The sequence below is a fragment of the Brevibacterium permense genome (assembly GCF_013280495.1).
Taxonomy (GTDB): Bacteria; Actinomycetota; Actinomycetes; order Actinomycetales; family Brevibacteriaceae; genus Brevibacterium; species Brevibacterium permense.
In genome coordinates this window covers 151,709-172,346 of the sequence record NZ_JABSSX010000005.1, presented here as the reverse complement: position 1 = coordinate 172,346, position 20,638 = coordinate 151,709, and the positions used below count along the sequence as shown (strand labels likewise).

Genomic DNA, 20,638 nt, shown 5'->3' with positions numbered 1-20,638 from the left:
ATCAGTCCAGTCGAGAGGTCATCGAAACCGTCTCTCTCATCGAAGCGGTGCCCTATGACGTGCTCGTCGGACTCACCAGTCCGCAGACGATCGACGCTCTGGCGGAGGACGGTCTGCTCTCGATCTCGAAAGGGCGAGGGGGAGAGGTGAGCATGCACGAACCCGTCACGGCTGAGAATGTCCGCGCCGCGGTCCCTCCGTCTCGCAGTCTCGAACTGCTCACTCGGTTCGATTCCGTGGTCGACCGTTCGGCTCTCCATGGTCGGGCGCTCTTCGGCTGCGCCGCGTGGTCGATCTCCTTGGGGCGAGTGCCGCCTCCCGAACAGGTGCGGGAGGCCGCGGGCTGGGGGAACGCACAGGGCAGGTACCTCGAAGCCGCGGAGATCGTCCGGACCAGCGGCTACCGCGGCTCCGAAATCGACCTCGAGCTCGCCCGCTGCGAGTGGGGAGCAGGCCGTCTCAGGCAGGCCAGGGAGATCATGGTCCCGCTCGTCTCCGAAGCATGTCTGAATCCGGATGCCTCAAAGCACGAGTACCTGTCCCGACTCGCCTCCATGGAACTGAGGCTGGTGGACCCACGGAGGCCCGAGGATCTGCGGCTCGACTGGGTCCGGGACACGCTTTCGCTGCCGATCGACATCGGCCGCCTGGACGCGACGCGTGCTCGATTCGAACTCAAAGGAGGTCGGATCGCCGCTGCCTGCGCTCTGGCCGAAAGCGTCTATCTCAACCACGCGTGTTCGGTGCGCCACCGTCTCAGGGCGTGTGCGTTCCTCGGCGTGGCAGAAGTGATGGCCGGGCACATCGAACTGGGGCTGAGCTATATCGCCCAAGCCCGGCTCATGTTCGGACTTCCCGGGCCCGAATCGTTCGAACGGGAAGATGCCGTCCCGCAGTTCTTCGTGGCGAACTTCATCGCCGGCAACTGGGCCGAGGCGCGAACGGCAATGGATGAACTGACGTCCAGCCGACGGCTGACCAGACTGACGAACGCGCTCATCGACCTGCGTACCGGCAACGCGGCGAAGGCTCACCACATCTTCAGCGAACTCAACCTCGGTGCCGACCCCTGCGACACCGTCGATATAGCGGGAATGGCCAGGTCGGCGCTGTCTTTCTCCGCGGTGCTGACACATCAGCGGAGCGAAGTCGTCCCGATCGCCGTCGACGAGGGCTCCGACGCCAGTCGGCACTCGTGGTGGGCGTCCTTCGAAGCCAGACTCTTCGACCTTCAGGCATTGGCGCAGACGTCGCCCGGGCCCGCAGGCCCGCAACTGTACGAGCTCGGGGCCTGGGCGGACGAGCACGGCGCGCACACTCTTGCCTGCCTCGCCTGGCTCGAAGCCGGCCGGCTCGGGCATGAGCAGGCCATCGGCTGCCTGGCGGCGTCGGCCGGCAGGGTCGATGGTGCCCTCGGTCGCCTGCTGCGTGCTGTGTCTCATGCCTTCAGCACAGGCGATCTGCAGGCGCTCATCACCGCGGCCCGTGAGGCGCTGCTCTTCGGCGCCGTCGTGCTCTGCGCCCAACTGTCCGGCGAGGCCCGACAGCGCGCCGTCGCCGAAGGCGATGCCACAGCCACCAAAGAAGCCCGGATCCTGCTGGGGCGGAGTCGGCGCGAGCTCGACTTCGGCAGTGATGGAAAGCTGTTCCATGAGAACTTGACCGAGCTCGAAGAAGCAATCATCACCGGTGTCGTCGACGGCCGGACGAGCGCCGGGATCGGAGTGGAGCTGCACCTGTCGGCCCGAACCGTCGAATGGCACCTCGGCCGTCTCTACCGCCGAGTTCACGTGGCCAATCGGCAGGAGCTGCGAGAGGTGGTGACGGAATGGCTGAGGAACTGACCACAGCAGCCGCCTCGAGTGCTCCTGACGGAACTGAGATCTTCGGACGCAGAGGCGAACTCGACCTGATCCGTCAGTCATTGCGCTGTTCGGAATGCTCCGGCATCCTCATCGAAGGTGAGATCGGCGTCGGCAAGACCCTCCTGGCGAGAACGGCCTTCGCGGATGAGAACGACGGAATCTGGATCCGCGGGGACCGGGTGCACCAGAACACCGAGTTCGGCGTCTTCGGTCTGCTCGTCGACCTCGATGGCGACTCTTCCGCGCTGCTGGGGCGAATCGTGTCCCGGCTCACCGCGACTCGAACTCCCCAGGCGGTCTTCGTCGACGATGCCCACCTGCTGGACTCCCGCTCGCAGGAGATCCTGACCGACTTGGCCAGTGTCGGCTCGATCAGACTCGTCGCGATGACGCGGTCCAACCCCGAGAGCGGGGTCATGCCGTTCTCGACTCTGGTCGAAGACCGTGTGCTCCAGCATCTCGTCGTCGGTCCGCTGCCGCGTGAGGACTACCGTCTGATGATCGAAGATCGCCTCGGGCACATCGTGTCCCAAGCAGTGGTCGACATCGTCGATTTCCATTCGAAGCGCAATCCGGGCAAGCTGCTCGAACTCCTCGAGTACACCGAGCGGCGTTCGCGATTCCTCATGCGCCGAGGAGTGTGGATCCTCGACGGGTTCGACACCGACTTCGATGCTCGTGCCCGCGACTATGCACGGATCGGTCTTGCCGACCATTCGCCGCAGGAGACGGAAGCCCTCGAACTGGTCGTCCTTGCGGGCGAAGTGGAACTTGCGACACTGCTCGAGGCAGGACTCGGGGAAGCCGCGGATGCGCTCGTGGCCGCCGGCGATCTGAAGATCGATGCGCAGAGATCTCATGTCTATGAGGCGGTCGAGAACCACGCCTCGGACACGATCAGGTTCACAACCCCGACTGGTCGGAGCAGAGAGTGGTTCGACTTCATCGACGCTTGCGGAGATACGCCTTCGGAACGGTCGCAGGTGGTCAGGGCCGAATGGGGGCTGAACTGCGGAGCTGAGGTCAGCGAATCGAAGACCATCGGAGCCGCACTGGCGGCCGCCCGCCTCGGAGACTGGCATCGGGCCATGCGGCTGATGGGGGAAATCCCGACAGAACGATTGAGTCCGCACGAACTGCTCTCGGTCGCCCTGCTCTACTGCGGATGCAATAAAGCTCCGCTCGGCCTCGACTTCCTGGCCCACGGCGTTCGCACGGCCTGTTGCGCACAGCTGGTCGTGGACTCACTCGTGGTGTGGTTGAATCGCGCTCTCAGCTCCATGTCCCCCGCTCTGCGGCTTGCGGATTTCCGCACCGCACTGGAACGGCTGCAGGACGACGGTGACGGACACCCCGGAGAGGGAGTGGATGCAGAGTTCGGGCTCAAGCTGTTCGACCGAGTCGCTGCGGTCGTGGCCGACGAACGACCGATCACGGTGGATGTCCTAGAGGGACTCTCCCACGAGAGCGTCGCGTCGGGCAGCTTCCATCTGTTCGACACGATGCTGCGCGCAACGGACATGCTCGACGCGGGCCTCACTGTGGAAGCGCTCGCCCTCCTCGAGTCCCTGCAGGCCGAATTCCACTTCGAAAGCACGGCAACGCTCCATGTGGTCATGCTGCGGGGGCGCACCCTCCTGCAGCTGGGACGGGCAGGCGAAGCGAAGCAGCTGATGACAGCGCTGCCGACCCACGACATCGCGTATCTGTCAGCCCGTTCGGGTCCGATCGACCTGCTGTGGGCGCAGACCCACCTGCTTGAGGGCAACCTTCCGGGAGCGATGAAGGCGCTGCGAGCCGCGATCGAATCACTGACCTATTGGAATTTGGGCACGCAGCTTCCCATCGCATTGGCCGAGGCCGAATATGCGGTGTCTCGGGTGGGAACTGCGGCTGAGGCCGATGATCTGCATGCCCGCTTCGACGAGCTGCCCGTGACGGCTCCTTACCATGAATATCGGCGGGCTCTCGTGCTGCGGACGACTGCACGTGCGATTCGCACAGGGGAGCCCAGGTACGAACACGAGCTGCGCCGCAAGTTGGACGAAGCCGAAGCCGATGGGGCAGCGGCGATCGTCGTCCTCATCCGCCTGCATCTCTTCCTGCATTTCGATGAGATCGCACCCGAGGCGATGTGCGAAGCGGCCGCGAACGGAACCGGGCGTGAGTTCGACATCGTCGGCCGCCTCGGCACTGCTCTGTGCGATCATGATCGTGCTGCTTTGACCTCGCTTGCGGAGGAATACGGCCCGTCGATGCCGGACCTGGCGGGCAGATGTGTCGCACTGGCCGCACGATTCGGAGCCGGCCAGAGCCGCGGACCGGGTGGGCAGGTCACGGGGCTGACTGCCCGGGAGAAGCAGATCAGTGCGCTCATCGTCGCCGGTCGGACGAATGCGGAGATCGCTGCGGAACTGGGCGTGCGGGTGCGAACGGTCGAGGGACACACGTACCGGCTGTTCCGAAAACTCGGCATCGAGCGCAGAGAACAGGTCGCCGAGGCGATGCGGGATACCGAAGGCCGACTGCGCGCCTGAGCTCGAACCGAGTATGCGCGACTGCGGGATTTCGGACACGAGTGAGTACTCGCAGTGATGCTCTAGTGGTGACCCTGCGGTGACTGAGTAGTGACCTGACGGGGACTCCCGTATCGACCACCTGGTCCGGGACGGCCGCCGGCGAGCAGTATCTGAGTATGGACATCACACCTCAGCCTCCTCAGCGAACCGTTCCCCGCGCCGTGCGAACGGCAGCGGCCATCCCCGGGCCGGTCACCCTTGTGCGGACGATCTCCCCGGACGAGACGGCGGGAGGCGGATCATGCGTCAGGTGATTCGTCGCAAGGAAGTCGGCGACCTCCGCTCCCTCCTCTCCCGACACCGTGCCGCTGCTCTCACCGGCGGCTTCGGGTCCGGAAGGCGTTCGATTCTGCGGGCACTGGAGTCGGAGTGGGACGGGACGGTCATCAGGGCCGCATCGAGTCCGCTCGACGAGGACACGCCCTTGTCCGGGTTAGGCGGTCTGCTCGCTGCAGTCAGCGCATCCGCGAACGGACCCTCCGATCCGTCGGAGCTCGCTGCCGATGAGGTCGTGCCGAGCATGATGGCGGCTCTCCGATCGATCCCCGGAGAGGAGGACACGCTCATCCTCGTGCCCAATGCCGATGACATGGACATGGACTCGCAGCGGGTGCTCGGTCAGGCGCTGCGCCGGTTGAAGTCGGGACGTCTGCACATCGTCATCACGGTTCGGTCGATCGACGATGACGGTCCGTTCGCCTCGGTGCCGGAGATCGAACTTGCGGATCTCAGCATCGCCGAGCTCATCGAGCTCGCCCGCGACCTCGCGTTGGCCCGCTTCGGACACACGCGCATCGCCGAGGAGGCGGCCCAGGTCGCCGCCCACGCCGCAGCTGGTCGTCCCTTGGCCGTCAGCCACATCCTCGAGGAGATGGCGCCCAGCGAGATGCGCGGGGAGATCGCGCTGTCGATCCCGGTGCGAGTGGGACCGGCCAGCCGACCGATGATCGCCGACTACGTCGAGGGGCTGAGCGATGGCGCCGATGCGCTTCTCAGATGCCTGTCGCTGTCCCCGCTGACTCCGCTGCGGCCCCTGGCCAGGAGGCTGCCCGGGTTCTGGGAAGCCGTCGACGAGTTGGAATCGCGCGGCACGATCGAACGTCGGGGAGCCTTTCTGCGGATACCGCACGGATTCGTCCGTGCCATGGTGCAGCAGTCGATGGGAGCGAGCGAGCGACGCCGGACCCACCTCGTCCTGGCCGAGGACTGTGCCGACACATGGCCGCAGATCGAGGCATGGCATGTCTCGTTCATCGACCCGGGTGAGGAGACCGCGCAGCAGCTGGCGGCGCACGCTCTCAGCCTGGTGCGCCGCGGACTCACTGCCGGAGGTGCCGAATTCGCCGAACGGGCCATCCGAGTCTGCGACGACATCGAGGAGCTGCGCGGTCAGTTGGTCGAGATCGCCGAGACACTGTCCGATCACGGGCAGTTCGCCTTCTCTCACCGCTATGTGCGGATCGCCTCCCGGTCGAACCGGGCCGCGGTCGTCGTCCGCGCTCGGACGCTCGAGGTCCGCAACGTCTTCCTCGAGACGCAGACGCTGCCGTCCCCCCTGTTCACATCGTGGAGCAGATGCGAATCGGAGCAGGCGCCCGCCGAAGTGGCGCGCCTGCAGCTGACTCTGGCGCTCTGCCATTGTGAACGGGGCGAATTCGCCCGAGCGCAGGAACTTCTGACACTTGCCGAAACCGCCGCTGAGCACGTCCGTGACAGCGACGAGCAGCTTGTCCGCGCCGTGCGCATCCTGCTCGACAGCAACAGCGGGGACGACAGGTCGGCGCTCGCGGGATTCGCGAACCTGCAGGAACATCAGGATTCGATCAGACCGAGCTTCGGACTCGCCGTGGCCCAGGGGCTGGTGCTCACCGAGCACTATGAAGCCGTGACCGCCGTACTCGATCACATCGGTGAGACCTGTGCCGCGACCAGGGTCTGGAAGCGGCAGGTGGATTGTGTCCGTGCTGATCTGAACATGCGCCTCGGCCGGATCAGTCAGGCCGTCGAGGTCATCGACAAGGTCATCGCGGAATCGGAGGCCGAGAAGCGCAGAGGACTCGTCGTCGTTCGGCAGGATCGGATCCTGCTGCTGCACTCCTGGAAGCTGCTGCTGACCGGACGCACCGGCGAAGCAGGGCTCGTCGAGGAACAGACGGCGGCCTGGGCTTCGGCGACGAACAACCACCGCCTGCTGGCCGAGCTCAATGCGCTTCAGGGCAGATACCTGCTGCGCACCGACTGTCCGGCCGAAGCGCTCGGGCACCTTCGACGCTGCGAACAGCTGTCAATGGACGAGGCCAACCCGAACGTGCGTCGAATCGACGGCGACCTCATCGAAGCGTTGGTGGGTGTGGGCAGACGCGAGCATGCGACTCTTCTGCTGCAGAAGCTGCGTGACCGCGCGAAGGCGTGCCCATCTCGGTGGACCGATCTGGTGGTCAGCCGGAGCGAAGCGCTCCTGGCCGCCGGGGAGACAGCCACCGAACTGTTCGGGAGAGCGCTGCGGCAGTCCGGCAGCACTGAATTCGTCTTCGAGAAGGCGGTCGCTCATGCGGCATTCGCCTCGAGACTGACCGACAACGGGTCGAAGCTGAGAGCACGCGAACAGAGGCTCGCCGCTGCCGCGCTGTTTCGCGAAGTCGGGGCCGATCGTTTTGCCGACCATCTCCGCACCGGTCAGATCGTCGACGAGCCGGAGGCGCCGACGATGCCTGAGATTCCGCGCCTCGGCGAACTCAGCGATGAGGAGCTCAAAGTCGTCGAGCTGGTCCGTGCCGGGCTGAAGAACAGGGAAATCTCCGAGCGGATCTTCGTCTCCCTGCGCACCGTCGAACTCCGCCTCACGGCTGTCTACCGCAAGCTCGATGTCGGGTCGCGAACAGAACTCGTGTCTCGTTTGGCAGGCAACCCGCGACTCGCCGCGGTCTGAGCTGGCGTCCGTGCGGAGCGTGAGCCGCAGACGGTTCGCGCCGTCTGCGGCAGAACGCCCCGCGGAGACCCGCACCGCAGTCGCGGATGACCGCAGTCTCTCCTCCGCAACCACCAGAACAGAGTCATCGCACTCCTAGCGTGAAGTCGACGCATTCCGCAGTTGGAAACGCAGCATCGCCGGCTCTCACCGACGATGCCCGGCCGCCACAGCGACGGGGCCGGAAGAGTCGAACATGGGAGATCACGATGACTGTGTCAGAACATCCGAATCCACTCACCCGGACAGGCGCGGTGGGCGCGGCTCCGCCGACCCCGGTGACTGCCGGTGCACCCCGGTCGGCGCGGCTGGCGATGCAGATCTGGAGGAACAAGACCAGATTTCAGCTGGTCTTCGACGTCGGAGCATGGGCTGTTGCCGGACTGCTCGCATCGGCGGTCATGGGTGCGGGTGTCGTCGGCGCAGCTGAACTTGCCTCCGCAGCAACGACCGCAGTGGTCCTGCAGCTGCTCCTCGGTCTGCTCATCGGGCTCTACCGCAGTCGCTACCACTACGGCAGCTTCGCCGAATACGGCGGCATCGCGATCATCGCCCTGATCATCGCGTGCGGTCTGATGGCTGTCACCTTGGGGGATTCCCCATTCGTTCTGCTCACCGTGTTCTCCGCCGTCATCTTCATGACCGGCAGCCGGTACCTCGTCCGCTGGTCCCACCAGATCGCGACCCGTCCGCTGCAAGGGGAGCGAGTGCTCGTCGTCGGCGCCGGTGCCGCGGCTGAGTCCCTCATCCGGCAGATGCTCTCCGACCCCTACGGTGCGTATCTTCCCGTCGGTCTCATCGACGACGATCCGCACAAACGGCAACTGAGCATCCATGGGGTCCGTGTTCGGGGCACGAGTGAGGAAATCGCCGAGGTGGCCGGATGGCTCAATGTCTCCGGAGTTATCGTTGCGATCGCCGATTCCGAGGCGGATTTCCTGCAGACCTGCCGTGATCGTCTGCAGCCGACGGGGAAATGGCTGAGGACGATCCCGCCCCTGGCAGAAATGGTCAATCGGAAGGTCGAGATCGGCGATATCCGCGATATCAAGGTCGAAGACCTCATCGGTCGTGCTCCGGTGCACACCGATCTGGCGGAGATCGCGAAGAAGGTGGCCGGCAAGAGGGTGCTCGTCACCGGAGCCGGAGGATCGATCGGCAGCGAGCTCTGCCGACAGCTGTTCGCTCTCCACCCAGAGAGTCTCGTCATGCTCGACCGGGATGAGACCGCGCTGCATGGAGTCGAACTCACGCTCTACGGTTCTGCACTGCTGATGTCGCCGAACACCGTGCTTGCAGACATCCGAGACCGGGCTGCACTTGATCATATCTTCGCCGAGGCGAAGCCGCAGATCGTGTTCCACGCAGCGGCGCTCAAACATCTGCCGATGTTGCAGCGGTTCCCCGAGGAGGCGTGGAAGACGAATGTCCACGGCACCCTCAACGTCCTCGAAGCAGCACGCGCGGTCGGAGTCGAAACCTTCGTCAACATCTCGACGGATAAGGCCGCCGCACCGACGAGCGAGCTCGGCCGGAGCAAACGGATCGCCGAAAGACTCGTCAGCGGATTCGCGGCGAAGTCGCCCGGCACCTACCTCTCGGTTCGCTTCGGCAATGTTCTGGGCTCCCGCGGATCTGTGCTCCTGTCGTTCCAGGAACAGATCCGACAGGGTGGTCCGATCACAGTCACTGACCCGGAGGTCCGACGGTTCTTCATGACGATTCCGGAGGCGTGTCAGTTGGTGCTGCAGGCGGCGACGATCGGCGAAGACGGTTACGTCATGGTTCTCGACATGGGTGAACCCGTGCGAATCGTCGACATCGCCCGGAGTCTGGTTGCGATGTCGAATCAGAATACCGAGATCGTCTATACCGGGCTGCGTGAAGGTGAGAAGCTCGACGAGGAGCTCTTCGGCGACTACGAAGGCACTGTCATTCGCATCCATGACAAGATCAGCCGCGTTGAGGCTCCGGTGCTCTCGCCCGTCGATCTGCCGGATTTCACGGCCGACCGCGGCATCATCGACGACTTCTGTGACCGCTCCTGCAGGCCCCAACCGGAAGTCGGCCGTCGAGACCCGGTCGGTGGGCCCGTCTATCTGCCGGAGCCGGTCAAGCTGGTGAAGGATGAGGTCAGGCAATGACGATTTCGGACGCGGTGCCGTCGAAGCCTCAGACAGCTGCTCCGCCTCAGACTGTCCCGGCTGCCAAGCGGATTCTGCTGTCAGGTCCGGATGTCGGAGAACTCGAAGAAGAATACCTGCTCCGTGCTTTCCGCAGCGGATGGATCGCTCCCGTCGGCCCCGACCTCGACGCCTTCGAGAAGGAACTGGCAGACAAGGTCGGAGTCGCTTACGCGGTCGGACTTTCCTCGGGGACGGCCGCCCTCCATCTCGGGCTGCTGGGTCTGGGAGTGAGACCGGGAGACCGGGTGATCACGTCGACGATGACCTTCGCTGCGACGGCGAACGCCATCACCTATTGCGGTGCCGAACCGGTGTTCGTCGACTGTGTCGACGACGGGAACATGGATCCGATTCAGCTCCATCGGGCGCTGAAGGACTCGATCGTGGGCGGAACGAAGCCAGCGGCTGTCGTCCCGGTTGATCTTCTGGGTCGGCCTGCGGACTATGATCGGATCCTTCCGATCGCTGCCGAATTCGACGTTCCCGTCCTCGTTGATGCGGCGGAATCGCTGGGATCTCGCTTTCGCGACCGAGCCTGCGGCAGCCTCGGCCAAGCTGCGGTGGTGTCCTTCAACGGGAACAAGATCATGACCACCTCGGGTGGGGGTGCTCTACTGACGAATGATGAGCGCTTGGCTGAGTACGCCAGGTATCTGTCGACCCAGGCCAGAGAGCCTGTGGCGCACTACGAACACAGAGAGATCGGGTTCAACTACCGTCTGAGCAATCTGCTCGCCGCGCTCGGGCGGGCGCAGTTGGCACGACTCGATGGTCTGGTCGAACGGCGTCGGGAGATCCGCCGCCGTTATCGCGACTCGATCGTCGCGGTGACTGACGGGATCACTCTCTTCGGTGACGACAACGAACACCGTGACAACGCCTGGCTGTCGGCGATCCTCGTCGATCACAGTCGTACGGGCTTCAACGCCGGCGAGCTCGGTGCGTGGCTGGCCGAGCACGATATCGAGACCCGTCCGCTGTGGAACCCGATGCATCTGCAACCGGTCTTCGCAGGAGCACAGATGTACGGCGGTGAGGTCTCCGAAGGCATCTTCGCCTCCGGTCTCAACCTGCCGAGCGGATCAACGATGAGCGACGCCGATATCGAGCGAGTTATCGCGACCGTCGAAGTATTCCTCGACCGGCGAGCTCGTTGAGCCCCGCGATGTGTGTCGAACTGCCAAGCCAACAGTTCAGCGCCCACTTCTTGTGTAGACGGCATAGCGAGAGTGGATATCCGCACTCCATTTGCGGGCCTCCGCAGGGCAAGGATCGGAATGGGCCGGGCAGGAAATATCGAAGATAGCGTGAGTTCGAACTCGCCTCCGGGCTTCGATCAATGGGCGGGCAGTGCGGCGTCGTTCTGTGAGCCGCCGCAAGGGAATCGCGCGCTTCAGTTCGGATCTGTCGCACGGATTCCATGGTCAAGGAGGGTACAGGCATGGAGAACACCGGTCGGGTGGAATCTGCGGTCGCGTATATAAGTTGCAGGCGGACGGTCAAGAACTGATGTCGGAAGAATTCAATGTCCTCACGGTGTGTACGGGCAATCTCTGCCGGTCGCCCCTGGCAGAGCTCGCGCTTGCGCAGCGATTTGCCGAAGTCTGCGAGATCCGCGTTCATTCAGCCGGCACTCATGCGGCCTTGGGGCATCGGACGCCGGAAGAAGTGTGGGAGATCGCCGGGTTCATGGGGGTCATCGAAGGGCGGGCCGTACACGCTCGGCAAGTGGACGAAGATCTGCTCGGCGCTGCTGACCTCGTGCTTACGATGACACGCGATCAAAGGCGTGAGGTCGTCGAGCTCAACCCTCGCATCGTTCGCAGAACCTTCACAATCCGAGAGATTTCGAGTCTCGCGGCAGTCACCCGAGATGAGGATATTGTGACTGAAGGTGCAGTTCCGACAGCTGACCGCGCAACCCGCTTGCGTGCTGCAGTCGAAGCAGCTGGTCGGCGCCGGAGCAGGAGGCGGAACCTCACACTTCCGGCGCACGACGATGTCGTTGACCCCTACGGCTGCTCTCGGGACATCTATGCACTTTCGGCCCTCCAGCTCGCCCCTGCTGTCGAAGGGGTATCGGTTCTGTTTCAAAGAGCGCTGAACCTCGGCGAGGGGGAATGATGTTGAAAGGCAGACGACGGCCGGCGGCAATGAGTACGCGACGTGCGCACACTTCGGACGGACGGACCTCTTATGACAATGTGAAACGCATTGCCGATATCTGTTTCAGCGTGATCGGACTCATCTTGGCGTCCCCTGTGATCGCCGGAGTGGCCCTGGTTGTCCTGGCCGTCCACGGTCGACCGGTGCTTTTCCGGCAGTCTCGGCCAGGGCTGGGTGGCAAGGTCTTCGACATTCTGAAGTTCCGAACCATGGTGGAGCCCGACGAAGAGCGTGTGACTGACGGACAGCGCCTGACGCGACTCGGCCGGTTCCTACGCGCTTCGAGCCTCGACGAACTCCCTTCGCTGTGGAATGTCGTATGCGGTGATATGAGCTTTGTCGGTCCGCGACCATTGATTGTCGAATATCTCGATCTCTATACGCCTGAGCAGGCTCGACGGCATGAGGTTCGTCCGGGCATCACCGGATTGGCACAGGTCAGGGGTCGCAACGATCTTGAGTGGGCAGACCGTTTCCGCCTCGACGTGGAATACGTCGACGGCAGATGTCTGCGAATCGACATCTCCATCGTTCTGCAGACGGTGCGAACAGTCGTCGGTCGGCGGGGAATCAGCAAACACGGGCACGACACCATGCCTGTGTTCACTGGATGGGAGAACTCCAGTGATGTCAGCCAGTGACGGGCAGAGGGGCACGAAGATCGCCGCAGCAGTTTTGGTGGCAGCCCAGATCTTGGCGGCCGGTGGTGCAGTGGCAGTCAATCTGCTTGCCGCTGTCGTGTTGAGTCCGGCGGGGCGCGGAGACCTGGCTTTTGCACTGCAATTGGCATACTTTCTTTCCGTGTTCGCGGTCATGGGGCTCGAACGGCCCTTCATCGCTTCGCGTTCTGGAGGATTCGGCACCGAATATCGTGTCTTTGCACGCATGGTGACGCCTGGCACGCTCTGCGTTCTGCCCATCGCCTTCATCGCAGCAGCGCTGTCGCCGTTCAGCACCAGATGGATGTGGATGGGTGTGATTGCGATTGCCGCCTACGTTGCGCTCAATTCATTGGTGCATGCTCTGCGCGTCGCCTATGTGTGCAGCCGTGAGTGGAAATGGTTTGCCGTCAATGCGATCGTCACCCAGCTGATCATCGTCGTCGGAGCGGTATTGCTGGTGCTGATCGGTGTGAATGACCCGGTGGTGTGGATGTGGGCCTATGCGGCCTCCGCGGTACCGACAGCGATCCTCCTGTTCGTCGCACCCCGCCCCTCGAAGCACTTGGAACCCACCCGAACCGAGAAGCGAGGACTTCGCCGGCGGGGCTGGGTGCTGCTCCCATCCGAATTCAGCAATTCCGCCATGCTTCGATCCGATCGACTGCTTCTGCCGATCTTGAGCAATTCAGCTGCGCTGGGCCTGTACGTCACAGTAGCCACTGTTCTCGAGATGGCCACCTGGCCGGTGCAGCAGTGGGTTGATGCCTCATTACGGAATTGGTCTCAGGGCTTCTCTTCCCATTCCTTCCCAGCGGTGCGAATAATCGCCCGAAGCGTTCTGCTGCTGGTGGCTTCTGCCGCGGTACTCGCAGCTGCAGCATACGCCATGATCGTCTTTGTTCTGCCGGACTCCTATGCGCCGGCGGCGGCCGCAATCATCCCATTGGCTGTATCCGCCGTCATCTTCGGAGTAACACGCGTCCAACAGGGCCTCCTCATCGCTGCGGACTCCCCGGGAACGGTGTCGGTCGTCGAAATCATCGGCACCGTGGCCTCGCTCATTGCATACATCACCCTGATACCGCACTACGGAATGTTCGGCGCGGCCTACGGGTCGATCATCGGATATGCCGTCTGCGCCGCTGCCGGAGCCTTCACGCTCGCGCGGGTGATCAGGCGCAAAGCAAGGCCGTCGTATGCAGATGGGCCGAGCGCTGACGTTGCCGATGGTGGCGTGGAATTGTCAGACACCGCACCGACGGCTGCACAGCCTGCAGGATCTGACATCGAGCTCATAGACCGATATCCGGACCGGACAAGGAAGTGAAGTCATGGACGTATTGATGATCGCTCATTACACAGCAACTGGATGGCTGCCGAACGATCGCTTCGACAGCTTGGCGAGCATTCTTGCTCGCCGCGGTGCAGAAGTCGAGCTGGTCACATCCTCGTTCCTGCACGCGTTCAAGACGCAACGCGACACTTCGGTGGAACGGAACCCGCTGTACTCGACCACCTATGTGCATGAACCGTCGTATCGGAGCAACGTCTCTGCCGGTCGTCTGCGCAGCCACCGAGCCCTCGGCAGGAACCTTGCTGAATACCTGCGGCGGCGGAAGGTCCCGGACATCATCTACTGTTCCATGCCTTCTCTCGAGGTGGCGCATGCCGCAGCCGAATTCGCGGAGAAGAACGATGTGAGATTCATCCTCGACGTGCAGGACCTATGGCCAGAGGCCTTTGAAATGGTCTTGCGACCACGCTGGATGGTGCGCCAGGCTCTGATCCCCATCCGTAGGCGTGCCGAGGCGATCTACCGAGTTGCGGATGCAGTGGTGACCGTCTCCGAAACCTATTCAGAACGAGTGAGTTCGGCACGCAGGGACGGCTCGACTGTCTCCACCGTGTACCTCGGGTCGGATCTGGCGAGATTCGACACCTATCCGGTTCTGCGTCCTCTCCGAACAGGAATCGCGGAGCTCGCATATATCGGAACTCTGGGACACAGCTACGACCTGCCTTCGGTGTTCGGGGCTCTGCGCGAACTGAGAAAGGAAGGCATCCGCATGCGCCTGCACGTCATGGGTACGGGTCCCTTCGAAGATCGCTGGCGTGATGAAGCAGGGGATCTGGATGAGGACGTGGTGTTCTACGGCAAGCTCGAATACCCGGAGATGGTTTCGCGTCTGCGCGGGTGCGATATCGCCATCAATCCCATTGTTGCGAACTCGGCGGCCAGCATCATCAACAAAGTCTGCGATTATGCAGCCGCAGGACTCCCTGTCGTCAACTCTCAGCAGTGCGCCGAGTACCAAGATCTCCTCACCGAGTATGGAGCGGGTATCAATTGCGAATCGACTCCGGCCGCATTTGCCGAGGCCCTGAAGAAGATGGCCGATGACCGTCGACTGGCAGAACGCGGCCGAGGATCCAGACGAATGGCCGAAGACCATTTCGACCGGTCAAAGACGTACGAACGCCTCGGAGGGGTGGTCCTCGATGCACATTGATCGTGGAGGCTCCCTGGGTGGTCATGTCCACCCACAGGGGCAGCGCCGCGCACTTCTTTCTCACACCTCTCAGTCAACTGAACACTGCCGCGTAGGAAGTGAACGATCATGATTGTTCAGCACTATCTGACGATCCTCCGCGAACGGTGGGTCTACGCACTGTCGACCGCCTTCGTCGTGATAGCTGCGGTAGCCGGGATCACGGCGCGGCAGCCCCCTGTGTACGAGTCGTCCGCAAACGTCTTCGTCCGTACCGATCCCGGCAATTCGGTCACCGACCGCTCGGCCGCGGCTGATTACGCGCGGCAGCAGATCGACACCTATGCGGATCTCGTTACCACTCCTATCGTGCTTGATCCCGCCATCAGATCCCTCGACTTGGATGCCGACGCCGGACAGATCTCTGACAGGGTCTCAGCAGAAGTGCCCGAAGACACCCTCCTCATCTCGATCACCGCAAGAGCAGACGGTTCCGAAGCGTCGGCGAAACTTGCGAATGCGGTGGCTGAAAGCCTGCAAGAGCAGGTCGCAGACCTCGAAACCACCAGCGGAAAGGCGACAGTCCAACTGACGGTCGTCACTCCGGCGACGGCGCCGAAAGCGCCGTCCTCGCCGAACCTCACACAGAACTTCGTGCTCGGATTGATCGCCGCGATACTCGCAGGGATGTTGGCTGCCGTGCTCAGAGATCGACTGGACAACAAGGTGCGGAAAGCAGATCACATTGAGCAGCTGACCGACGCCGCGGTGATCGGGACGGTCCCGCTGATCACTGCAGGAGAGAACCACGTCTTCGTTTCAGAGCACGGATCGCAGAACGTTCAGGCTGAACCGTACAGGGAGCTGCGGTCGAATCTCCGCTTCCTTGAGCCGCGGGGCAGGAGCCGCTCTCTGCTCGTGACTTCTTCTGTGAAAGGCGAAGGAAAATCGGTGACCTCCATCAACCTCGCTTCCGCCCTCGCCCGCGGCGGGGACCGCGTGCTTCTTGTCGATGCTGACCTACGCGATCCCTCTGTGCACCGGTATCTCGGAATAGAAGGGGGCGCAGGCCTGTCGACAGTGCTGATCGGGGATACCGAGTTGAAAGACGTCGTCCAACCTATGGAACTCGTCAACCTCGCCGTTCTTGCGAGCGGGCCGATACCCCCGAACCCGGCTGAACTGCTGGACAGCGAGCAGATGACAGTCTTCCTCGAAGAAGCCACCAAGCAGTACGACGCCGTTGTCCTGGACTCTGCGCCAGTGCTTGCTGCGACAGACGCAATAGCGATGGCTACTCGAGTGTCTGGAACCGTCTTCGTCGCTCGAAACGGGGTTGTGCGTCGAACGCAGATCACTCAGGCGCTGCGAAAGATCCAACTTGTGCGGGCGCGCCTTCTCGGACTCGTGCTCAATGGGGTACCCCGGACCACAGGCACAACATATTCGCAGAGTTATGGCAGCAGCTATGCCGCGCATTCAACTCGGAAAGATCCCGACACTTGGGCGCACCGTGCTGAGCCGGAGCCCGTCTATTCGAAGCAAGTGGCGGTCCGGCAGGCGGAGGCTCCTCCAGACTCCGACCGTGAGATCCCCCTCTCAGCTTCTGACAGCTCTCTGCGTCAGGCTTCAGGTCGTGGATCTGTCTTCCCCGGGGAATGGGCGATCAGCAATGATTGAGCTCGGGCAGGGTGAGTGACGTGCTGCCGCCTGTCCGCCCTCACAGGGACTCGTCCGAGGCCCGGAGAGGTGCCCTCAAGGACCCTGCTCATTCTCCGATCTTTGTGGCATCACTGAGCGCAGTCTGTGTGCTGATCGTCGTCATTGCTCGCCTGTGGTTCTCCACGGATGTCGAAGCAGCCGCATACTCGAGCGGGGTCATCGCCGCAATTTCCTTTGCCCACGGCATGACGCTTTTCGTGTTACTCGGACGTGATCGGATCACTATGCCGGGACTGTTCATGGCATCGAGTGCAGCAATCGTCGGGGTCAGCGGATTGCTCGTCATCCCAGATCCGACTTTCATCGTCGGCTCCCACCCCGAGGTCTACCTCAATACGGCTTTGTTCGGCAGTACGCTGACTCAGATCGGGATCGGAATGCTCTGCCTGAGATCCGATTCAATAGGACGTCCTCATGAGGTGGTGCTGCCTGTCCGCTGCGTGCAGTGGGCCCTCGGCGCCGGAGTCGTTACGCTCGCGGCCACAGTTCTTCTGGGAGATCGGCTGGGGGTGCTGTCGGACGGATTCGGGTCATCGGCGATTCTGCTCATCTGCATTGCGATTCTGCTCAGCCCGCGCGGTCTGAGGAACCCTTGGAATACCGTGACCATCGCCGGAGCACTCCTGGTGTATCCGACCGCCATCATCTCGGGGACAGGCCGTTTGCGAGCCATTGCGCTCATCTTGGCCGCTGTCTACATCTTCTTCCTCAGATACGGGCGTCAATGGCTGAAAGTGGTCGGAGTATTCCTCGCCCCGATGATTCTTGTGGTGTTGGGTGTATGGCGCAGGGAATACGAAGCCTCGTTGAGCGGCGAGCACGGGAACGATACGGGCCTCTCGTCGATGTTCGTCGGCATCGGCAACTTCGGGTCTCTGATACATGACTTCGACCTCGGAGGTCTCCCGACTCTCGGAGCATCGCTTCTGTCACCATTGCGGGCAGCGCTGCCCGATGGCTTCGCGCCCGACTGGATACCCGACGCTATCGGCTATCAACTCGCTGCTCTGACAGATCCGCAGCTGTATGGAACCGGGTTCTCCACGGTGGCAACCGTCTATGGCGATCTCTGGTGGAATTTCGGAGCGCTGGGCCTGGTGATCGGGGTTCCGCTTCTCGCCGTGATGCTTGATCGCATCGACTCATGGACGATCCGCAGCTACAGACGTGCTGTCCAGGGGCCACGCGACCTTCTGCTCTTGGTGTTCTTCGCAGCCCTATTGGGCGGAGTCGGGGACATCGTCTGGTCCGGATTCCACACATGGATAGTGCGAATGTACGCACGAATTGCAGCACTCGTCGTCCTCTGGCTGCTCACCTTCTACGTTCCACGCCGAATCATCCCGCAATTCGTCTCCTTCCAGCAGGGGGAGCCGGAGCGACGTGCTGACAAAGAAGACTCATTCGCCGACTCCCTCGACCACCGACGCCGGCGGACGGCCCAGTACGTGAAATTCTCAGCTGTCTCGGAACCGCAATGATTCTCGACATCGGCCCGACCTCGGCTGCACAGGGCAATGTGCAAGTGCGTCGGCGCTTGCTGCTGTTTTCGTTCCCAGCCAGTGCTGCCTGCTTCGATACAGTGATTCGAGTGCTCAGTGAGAAGTTCGAAATGCATTCGAGGGAGGACCTAGTATGAAGAATTCGAACGGGTTCAAGGTTGTCATTGCCTCTGCCGCCCACCGGGCACATTATGTGGAGTGGTTCAAAGCGGCCTTGAGATCCGAAGGAATCCACGGCGAAGTCATCGCGTTCGAGTACCGAGGCACGGCTCCGACCCTTTCTTTGGCAGACCGTGGCGTGGTGATGCCGGCATACAACTCTCCTGAGTATCGCGAAGAGGTATTGAACTGGGTTCGGCGAGAGTCACCTGCCCTCTTTGTCTCGGTGAATGACTACGAGCTTCAGGTATTGGCAGGCGGCCTGGCAGACGAGCTGCGTAGGTTCGGTTGCACAGTCGCAGCACTCGACGCCGATGCGCAGAACATCGTCCTCGACAAACACCTGATGGCTTCGAGGTTGCGTGATCGAGGACTTCCTACCCCCGCAACCTGGCTCGGCAGTGAGGCTGACACGGCGCAGGCGGCGAAATCGGGCGGGAGATTCATCGTCAAGCATCGTTTCGGAAGCGGATCAGATGGGCTTCGCACTGCCACGGGTGAGACTCTGCTGGAAATGGTCATCGAATCGGCGAAGACGGCAAGAGACGCCGGCGGACAACCGACAACTCGCGGCGAGGACGCCGTCATCATCCAGACCCTCTTGCCCGGAGCGGAGTTCGGCGTCGATGGAGTGTTCGCTCTCGATGGGACCGGTCGTCTGAATGGGGCACTTGCGCGGCGCAAAGACCGGATGAGAGGCGGAGACACCGATGTCGCCACAACAGTCGCAGCGAACGGCTTCACCTGGGCACTGGCCGAACTCGGAGACCTCCTCAAGCCTGTTGGGCCGATCGATGTCGACTTCAGAGAAGACGCCGAAGGCTCCCCGCAGATCATCGATATCAATCCGCGGTTCGGTGGAGGGTACCCGTTCTGCCACCTTGCAGGAGCGGATGTTCCCGCCTACCTGGTCCGTGAATTGGCGGGACTGGCCGATGCTCCATCACTGTTGGACTATGAGATCGGGATGACGACGGCGAGAAGAGACGAATTCTCCGTTCTCCGTCTATAGCGCCGTCCAACGGCCGACGTGAGTCGCCTTGGAGTGCCAGGACTTTGCCTGAGGTTCTGTCACGAACCAGCTGCGACCGCGGCGGGTACCGATGCCGTGGCATCGAGCCACGTATGTCCGCCCAGATAGTCGTCCACCGAGCCCCTCCGCCTCACCAATTTCAGAGAATCGTCGTTCCGGACGAAGACAGCTGGAGGGAATTCGATGAAGGAAGACTGGTAGGACATCGTGTAGGCACCGACCCGGTAGAAGACGATCCGGTCACCTTCCGATAGCCGCGGCGCGTCTCTCAGGACTGTTAGGCGATCGTCCTCCATACAGGTGAAGCCGCAGATCACCTGTTCGGGAATCGCTTCCTCGGAAGCGGCATCGATTCGCACATCGAACTCCCTCTGTCTCCGAAAGAGGGGATCGATATTGGTGCGACTGGCATCAGTGACAACGTACCGGTGATCTCCGACGTCTTTGACGTCGACTACTTGTGAATGGAATTCCACAGGCACCGCAATCAGCGAACCGCCCGGCTCGACGATCAATTGAGTTCGATCGATGTCGACCGCTCCCTCAAGTCCTCTGCGAATCGTCGACACATATTGGTCGAATGTCGGAGTCCCGGCAGGACTGCCGAAGAACCCGCCGCCGATATCGATCCATTCGAGATCGAGGTCGAACTCGGAGATGAGCTCGGCAGCGAGTTCTGCCGACGCCTTATAGACTCCCAAACTCTGTGTGAGCGAATTCCGGTGCATATGGAGACCAGCCACCCTCACCCCTGCGGCCGTCAGCATGGACATCGCCGCGCCGAGTTCACCATTCTCCGCATTGAACCCGAAACGGCTGTGCTGTCCCGACGTCGTGCTCTCCCCGGGACATCTGTCTTCAAGATTCCAATTGACTCGCAATCCCACCGAAAGCGTCTGCTCGGTCTGTTCCTTGGCAAATTCGGCGGCCCACCTGACCTCTCTCTTTGAATCCAGGTTGACGACTGACCCGTGGGCGAGAGCTTGGCGCAATCGCTGCCGACTCTTGACCGGGCCGTTGAACACGATGCGATCCGGGCGATATCCCACGGACAGTGCAAGTTGGTACTCGGCATCCGATACCACCTCTGCCCAGATGCCTTGCGTATTCATGAAAGACAGAAGCCATGGCAGCGCATTCGTTTTGAAAGAATATGACAGCACTGAATTCGGCCATTGATTCAGAAGTGCTTGGCGAAATCGATCGATGAATTCTTCGAGGACTGATGAGTCCAAGACAAAAGCCGGCGTTTGGGGCTCGTGCTGCCGGGTCCCGTGCTGCGCCACTTCAATCACTCTCTTCTGTGT

Annotated in this window: 13 protein-coding genes; 12 read left to right on the top strand and 1 reads right to left on the bottom strand. The window is 62.3% G+C overall.

All coding sequences use genetic code 11. From position 1 onward, the window contains the following. Positions 1-1,094: 1,094 nt before the first annotated feature. The 12 genes from HK353_RS17600 (at position 1,095) to HK353_RS17470 (ending at position 19,310) form a co-directional block, all read left to right on the top strand. Positions 1,095-1,844 (top strand): helix-turn-helix transcriptional regulator, encoded by a 750-nt coding sequence (locus HK353_RS17600; RefSeq protein WP_245395923.1) that lies wholly within the window; start codon positions 1,095-1,097, stop codon positions 1,842-1,844. Continuing rightward, entirely contained in the window at positions 1,829-4,402 is a 2,574-nt protein-coding gene (locus HK353_RS09395) for a LuxR family transcriptional regulator (RefSeq protein ID WP_173155520.1), read from the top strand. The genes HK353_RS17600 and HK353_RS09395 overlap by 16 nt, the downstream gene beginning before the upstream one ends. Before the next feature lie 283 nt (positions 4,403-4,685). Beyond that, the gene (locus HK353_RS09390) at positions 4,686-7,373 is read left to right on the top strand and encodes a LuxR C-terminal-related transcriptional regulator (RefSeq protein WP_173155518.1); all 2,688 of its coding nucleotides are present in this window, start codon (positions 4,686-4,688) and stop codon (positions 7,371-7,373) included. Between the two features lie 248 nt (positions 7,374-7,621). Further along, positions 7,622-9,556, top strand: a complete 1,935-nt coding sequence (locus HK353_RS09385) for a nucleoside-diphosphate sugar epimerase/dehydratase (RefSeq protein WP_173155516.1) — start codon at positions 7,622-7,624, stop codon at positions 9,554-9,556. Beyond that, on the top strand, positions 9,553-10,755 hold the full coding sequence (locus HK353_RS09380) for a DegT/DnrJ/EryC1/StrS family aminotransferase (protein ID WP_173155514.1): 1,203 nt from the start codon (positions 9,553-9,555) through the stop codon (positions 10,753-10,755). The genes HK353_RS09385 and HK353_RS09380 overlap by 4 nt, the downstream gene beginning before the upstream one ends. 352 nt (positions 10,756-11,107) lie before the next feature. Then, complete coding sequence (locus HK353_RS09375) at positions 11,108-11,722, top strand: arsenate reductase/protein-tyrosine-phosphatase family protein (protein WP_173155512.1); 615 nt, start codon at positions 11,108-11,110, stop codon at positions 11,720-11,722. A gap of 80 nt (positions 11,723-11,802) precedes the next feature. Beyond that, positions 11,803-12,405 (top strand): sugar transferase, encoded by a 603-nt coding sequence (locus HK353_RS09370; RefSeq protein WP_342589871.1) that lies wholly within the window; start codon positions 11,803-11,805, stop codon positions 12,403-12,405. After that, positions 12,392-13,753 carry a lipopolysaccharide biosynthesis protein gene (locus HK353_RS09365; RefSeq protein WP_173155508.1) on the top strand — a complete coding sequence of 454 codons (1,362 nt, stop codon included), beginning with the start codon at positions 12,392-12,394 and terminating at the stop codon, positions 13,751-13,753. The genes HK353_RS09370 and HK353_RS09365 overlap by 14 nt, the downstream gene beginning before the upstream one ends. 4 nt (positions 13,754-13,757) lie before the next feature. Further along, positions 13,758-14,936, top strand: coding sequence for a glycosyltransferase family 4 protein (locus HK353_RS09360; protein WP_173155506.1), 1,179 nt, complete (start codon positions 13,758-13,760; stop codon positions 14,934-14,936). A gap of 108 nt (positions 14,937-15,044) precedes the next feature. Beyond that, the gene (locus tag HK353_RS09355; protein ID WP_173155504.1) at positions 15,045-16,595 is read left to right on the top strand and encodes a tyrosine-protein kinase domain-containing protein; all 1,551 of its coding nucleotides are present in this window, start codon (positions 15,045-15,047) and stop codon (positions 16,593-16,595) included. Positions 16,596-16,699: 104 nt separating this feature from the next. Beyond that, a complete protein-coding gene (locus HK353_RS09350) occupies positions 16,700-18,118 on the top strand; it encodes an O-antigen polymerase (RefSeq protein ID WP_173155502.1) in 1,419 nt (472 codons plus the stop codon). Between the two features lie 154 nt (positions 18,119-18,272). Then, positions 18,273-19,310, top strand: coding sequence for an ATP-grasp domain-containing protein (locus tag HK353_RS17470; protein WP_342589870.1), 1,038 nt, complete (start codon positions 18,273-18,275; stop codon positions 19,308-19,310). Between the two features lie 59 nt (positions 19,311-19,369). Here HK353_RS17470 and HK353_RS09340 read toward each other — a convergent pair whose 3' ends face one another. Then, positions 19,370-20,626, bottom strand: coding sequence for a type III PLP-dependent enzyme domain-containing protein (locus tag HK353_RS09340; protein ID WP_342589869.1), 1,257 nt, complete (start codon positions 20,624-20,626; stop codon positions 19,370-19,372). Between the last annotated feature and the right edge of the window lie 12 nt (positions 20,627-20,638).